Raw genomic sequence first — 3729 nt, forward strand, 5'->3', positions numbered from 1 at the left:
CGCTGCCCGAGGGTGTCGAGATGGTGATGCCGGGGGACAACGTGTCGATGGATGTGGAACTGATCGCGCCGATCGCGATGGACGAGGGTCTGCGCTTCGCGATCCGCGAGGGTGGCCGGACCGTCGGTGCGGGCGTCGTCGCGAAGATCACGGCCTGACTTTGCGTCCGCGCCGCCGTCGCGGTATGTGACGGCGGCGTGCCGGAGGGGCGTAGCTCAATTGGCTAGAGCGCCGGTCTCCAAAACCGGAGGTTGGGGGTTCGAGACCCTCCGCCCCTGCCACCCACGCCGCGCAGCGTGACCTTCACACCGGGTGGCGTCCCGACCATGGGCCGCCGCCCGCAAGCGTTCAAAAGGGTATCGACTTGGCCAAGCTCGATCCGGCGCAGTTCGTCCGGGAAGTCCGCCAGGAGGTCTCCAGGGTCACCTGGCCCTCCCGCAAGGAGACCCTCGTCACCACCGGCCTGGTGCTGGCGATGTCGGCACTCGCGGCGATTTTCTTCCTGGTGGTGGACAAGCTGATCCAGCTGGCCATGCGGCTCGTGTTCGGCATCGGCTGAGGAGGAACGGCACCGTGGCCGACAAGAAGTGGTACGTGGTCCATGTCTATTCGGGCTTCGAGAAGAAGATCGCCGAGCAGATCAAGCAGCAGGCCGCCCAGAAGGGACTCGCCGACAAGTTCGACGACGTGCTGGTGCCGACCGAGCAGATCACCGAGGTCCGCCGCGGCCAGAAGGTCGACACCGACCGCAAGTACTTCCCCGGCTACGTGCTGGTGAAGATGGAGATGACCGACGACGCCTGGCACCTGGTGAAGGACACGCCGAAGGTCACCGGCTTCCTGGGTGCGCGCAACAAGCCCCAGCCGGTCCCGGCCAGCGAGGCCGAACGCCTGCTGAAGCAGGTGCAGGAAGGTGTCGAGAAACCGCGCAAGCCCGCGATCCTGTTCGAGGTGGGCGAACAGATTCGTGTCGCCGACGGCCCGTTCACGTCGTTCAACGGCGTGGTCGAGGAAGTCGACGAGGAGAAGGGTCGCGTGAAGGTGTCCGTGTCCATCTTTGGGCGGTCGACGCCGGTGGACCTGGAATACGGGCAGGTCGAGAAGCTGTAGGTGCCACGGGGGCGCCGCCCCCGGACCTGGCGCCGGGGTGGCAAGGCCATCCCGCCCGCCGCTCAGTTGAGCATCGCCGATCGGACACTGGCCTGTGTCCACATCGTCCGGTCGCGCGCGACGTCAGGCTTCGCGCTTCCAGACGATGACGCGGTAATCCGTGCGGCCGGGAACGATGATGCTGGGCGCCGGGGCGGACCGGATGAACAGCCGGTCGTCCTCGACCCGGAAGTGCCTCCACTGCTCCGTCCCGTTCCAGGCTTCATTCCAGGAGGCGTCGACGGTCGTCGCGAAACGGTCGCTCTCGACCCGGTAACGCCCGGTGTATGCGAGCATGGATCGGTGCAGCGCGGCCCGCTCGGCATCGCCCTCGCCAGGGATGCGGTCCTCGGCCGTTGTGAGCGCCATCGCGCGGCCTTCCTGGGTGAGGATGAGCCAGCCCTTCGGATGGGGGCCGAACAGATCCTGCGCGACGCCGTCGACCACGACCTGCCAGGAGACGAGGCTCCAAGTGCCGACCAGAGGGTGGGGCGTCATGACCACCTCCGTTCCGCCGCAAGTCGGGCGGGCCAGGGTCAAGCTTCGCAGCCGGCGCGGGGTATTCGTCAAGCACGTCGTGTGGCTGGGCCCGGGACCGCGCCGTCAGCGCCGTCAGCGCCGCAAGAGCGCCTTGCGGCCCGCTTCCGTGGCGTGAACCGCGCCGTCACGGAGCGTGACGAAGCCCGCGTCCACCGCATCCTCCCACACCGTCAGGCGAGGGCAGGACGTGCGCCAGGCGTCCATCACCTCGGCATAGGGCCGCGGGTGCTCGGCGACATGCGCCACCAGGTCCAGGATCAACGGGCGCAGAACCTCGGACATCTCCCCCTCCCTCACGGTGCCATCAGCAGCCAGCCGCCCTGCGCGATGTAGAACACCCCGAGCGCCGTCACGATCCGCCCGGCCCAGAGCCGGAACCCGGCCTCGCTCATGCCCTCGAGGAACCGCTTCGCGAGCATCGTCCCGGCCATGGAGGCCAGCACCGCCAGCACCCCCACCATCGGATCGACCCGCCCCGCCTGCGCCACCAGCGCCGCGAAATACACCAGCTTCATGCTGTGCCCGAGCGTCTGGCACGCCGCCTTGGTCGCCACGATCTCCCGCCGATCCAGCGCGCCGCCCAGGAAGAAGCGATCGAGCAGCGGCCCCGCCACCCCGGTCATCACCATCAGCGTCATGCAGGTGAAGCCGACCGCCACACCATGCGCCGGGCGTCCCGGATCCGGCCGGAACCCCGCCGGCAGCGCTTGCGCCAGGAAGGGGCTGCACCCCAGCAGCAGCAGCGCCACTGCGCGGTCGGGCACCAGCAGGACCGCCGACCACACCGCCAGCCCCAGCGCGCTGCCCAGCCCATGCGCCAGCACCGGCCGCAGCCGGATATGCCGCCACCACAACAACGCCCGCCAACCATTGGAGGAAATCTGCGTCACCGCATGCAGCGCCATGGCATCCGGCACCGGCAGCAGCACCAGCAGCACGCCGATCAGCACCAGCCCGCCCGCCATGCCGAAGACGCCCGACAGCAGCGACGTCCCCACCATGGTGACCAGCACGACGAACAGCAGCAGGGGTGACATCGGCAGCGCCTCCGTACCGCGTTCTGCGCCGGTTGATCGCCGTCGTCGAACGGCGTTATCTGAGGCTTAGCCCAAGTTTTCCTGATGCTCGAACCCCGCCGCCTGCCCTCGCTCAACGGCATTCGCGCCTTCGAGGCCGCCGCCCGCACCGGGTCCTTCGTGGCCGCGGCGGCGGAGCTGCACGTCACCGCCGCCGCCATCAGCCGGCTGGTGCGGCTGCTCGAACAGCGCCTGGGCGTGGCGCTGTTCGAACGGCAGGCCAACCATCTGGTCCCGACCGCGGCAGGACAGGCCTATCGCGCCGGCCTCACGCCGCTGCTCGACAGCCTGGCGCGGCTGACGGCCGAGGTCGTCGCCGCCCGCGTCCTGACCGTCGGCGTCGGCCCCACCTTCGCCATCCGCTGGCTGATCCCGCGCCTGGCTGCCCTGCGCGCCGCAGCACCCGATATCGAAGTCCGCATCGCCACCGGTGGCGCCACCGTGCCCTTCGCCGAGGGCTGGTCCTGCGGCATCCGCCTGGGCACCGGCGACTGGCTGGGCTTCGCGGCGGACCCGCTGGTGGCGGCGGACCTGCTGCCGGTCTGCGCGCCGGCCATCGCCCGGCGCCTGCGCGCGCCCGGTGACCTCGACCCCGGCAGCCTGCTGCGCGTGGCCCATGCGCCCGAGGACTGGCCCCGCTGGGCCGGGGCGGCCGGGCAGCCTGGCCTCGTCGCGACGGGTCCCGTCTTCGACTATTACGGCCAGGCCCTCCAGGCGGCGCTGGATGGGCTCGGCATCGCCATGGGCATCCGGCCCTATGTGGATGACGACCTTGCCGCCGGCCGGTTGGTCGCACCTTTCGCCACCACGGTGCCCAAGGGGATGGGCTGGTACCTGGTCTATCGTCCCTCGCGCACGGCGGAACCGGCCTTTGCCGCCTTCCGGCGCTGGATCATGGCGCAGGCTGGCGACGCCGCCACGCCCCCCGCCGTCAGGCCGCCTCGCTCGACGTGATGCCGACGCG

The 3729-nt window shown here is 70.2% G+C and carries 7 protein-coding genes and 1 tRNA gene; 5 read left to right on the forward strand and 3 right to left on the reverse strand.

The window, feature by feature from the left end:
* The 4 genes from HW578_RS24225 to nusG all read left to right on the forward strand — a co-directional run.
* Positions 1 to 158 (forward strand): EF-Tu C-terminal domain-related protein (locus HW578_RS24225; RefSeq protein ID WP_456308278.1); only part of this gene is annotated, 158 nt, incomplete at its 5' end.
* 46 nt (positions 159 to 204) lie between these two features.
* Positions 205 to 281 (forward strand) — tRNA-Trp (locus tag HW578_RS24230).
* 83 nt (positions 282 to 364) lie between these two features.
* Positions 365 to 559 (forward strand): preprotein translocase subunit SecE, encoded by a 195-nt coding sequence (gene secE / locus HW578_RS24235; protein ID WP_198373270.1) that lies wholly within the window; start codon positions 365 to 367, stop codon positions 557 to 559.
* Between the two features lie 14 nt (positions 560 to 573).
* Entirely contained in the window at positions 574 to 1110 is a 537-nt protein-coding gene (gene nusG, locus HW578_RS24240; RefSeq protein ID WP_198373271.1) for a transcription termination/antitermination protein NusG, read from the forward strand.
* Between the two features lie 123 nt (positions 1111 to 1233).
* On the opposite strand, the gene HW578_RS24245 is transcribed toward nusG, so the two are convergent.
* The 3 genes from HW578_RS24245 to HW578_RS24255 form a co-directional block, all read right to left on the reverse strand.
* Positions 1234 to 1689 (reverse strand): lipocalin-like domain-containing protein, encoded by a 456-nt coding sequence (locus tag HW578_RS24245; protein ID WP_198373272.1) that lies wholly within the window; start codon positions 1687 to 1689, stop codon positions 1234 to 1236.
* Between the two features lie 72 nt (positions 1690 to 1761).
* Complete coding sequence (locus HW578_RS24250) at positions 1762 to 1971, reverse strand: hypothetical protein (protein WP_198373273.1); 210 nt, start codon at positions 1969 to 1971, stop codon at positions 1762 to 1764.
* 11 nt (positions 1972 to 1982) lie between these two features.
* A complete protein-coding gene (locus tag HW578_RS24255) occupies positions 1983 to 2726 on the reverse strand; it encodes a TSUP family transporter (RefSeq protein ID WP_198373274.1) in 744 nt (247 codons plus the stop codon).
* 84 nt (positions 2727 to 2810) lie between these two features.
* Between HW578_RS24255 and HW578_RS24260 the strand changes: the two genes are divergently transcribed.
* Positions 2811 to 3719, forward strand: a complete 909-nt coding sequence (locus HW578_RS24260) for a LysR substrate-binding domain-containing protein (protein WP_198373275.1) — start codon at positions 2811 to 2813, stop codon at positions 3717 to 3719.
* Positions 3720 to 3729: the final 10 nt, after the last annotated feature.

The organism is Roseomonas rosulenta, assembly GCF_016106005.1.
Lineage (GTDB): Bacteria > Pseudomonadota > Alphaproteobacteria > Acetobacterales > Acetobacteraceae > Neoroseomonas > Neoroseomonas rosulenta.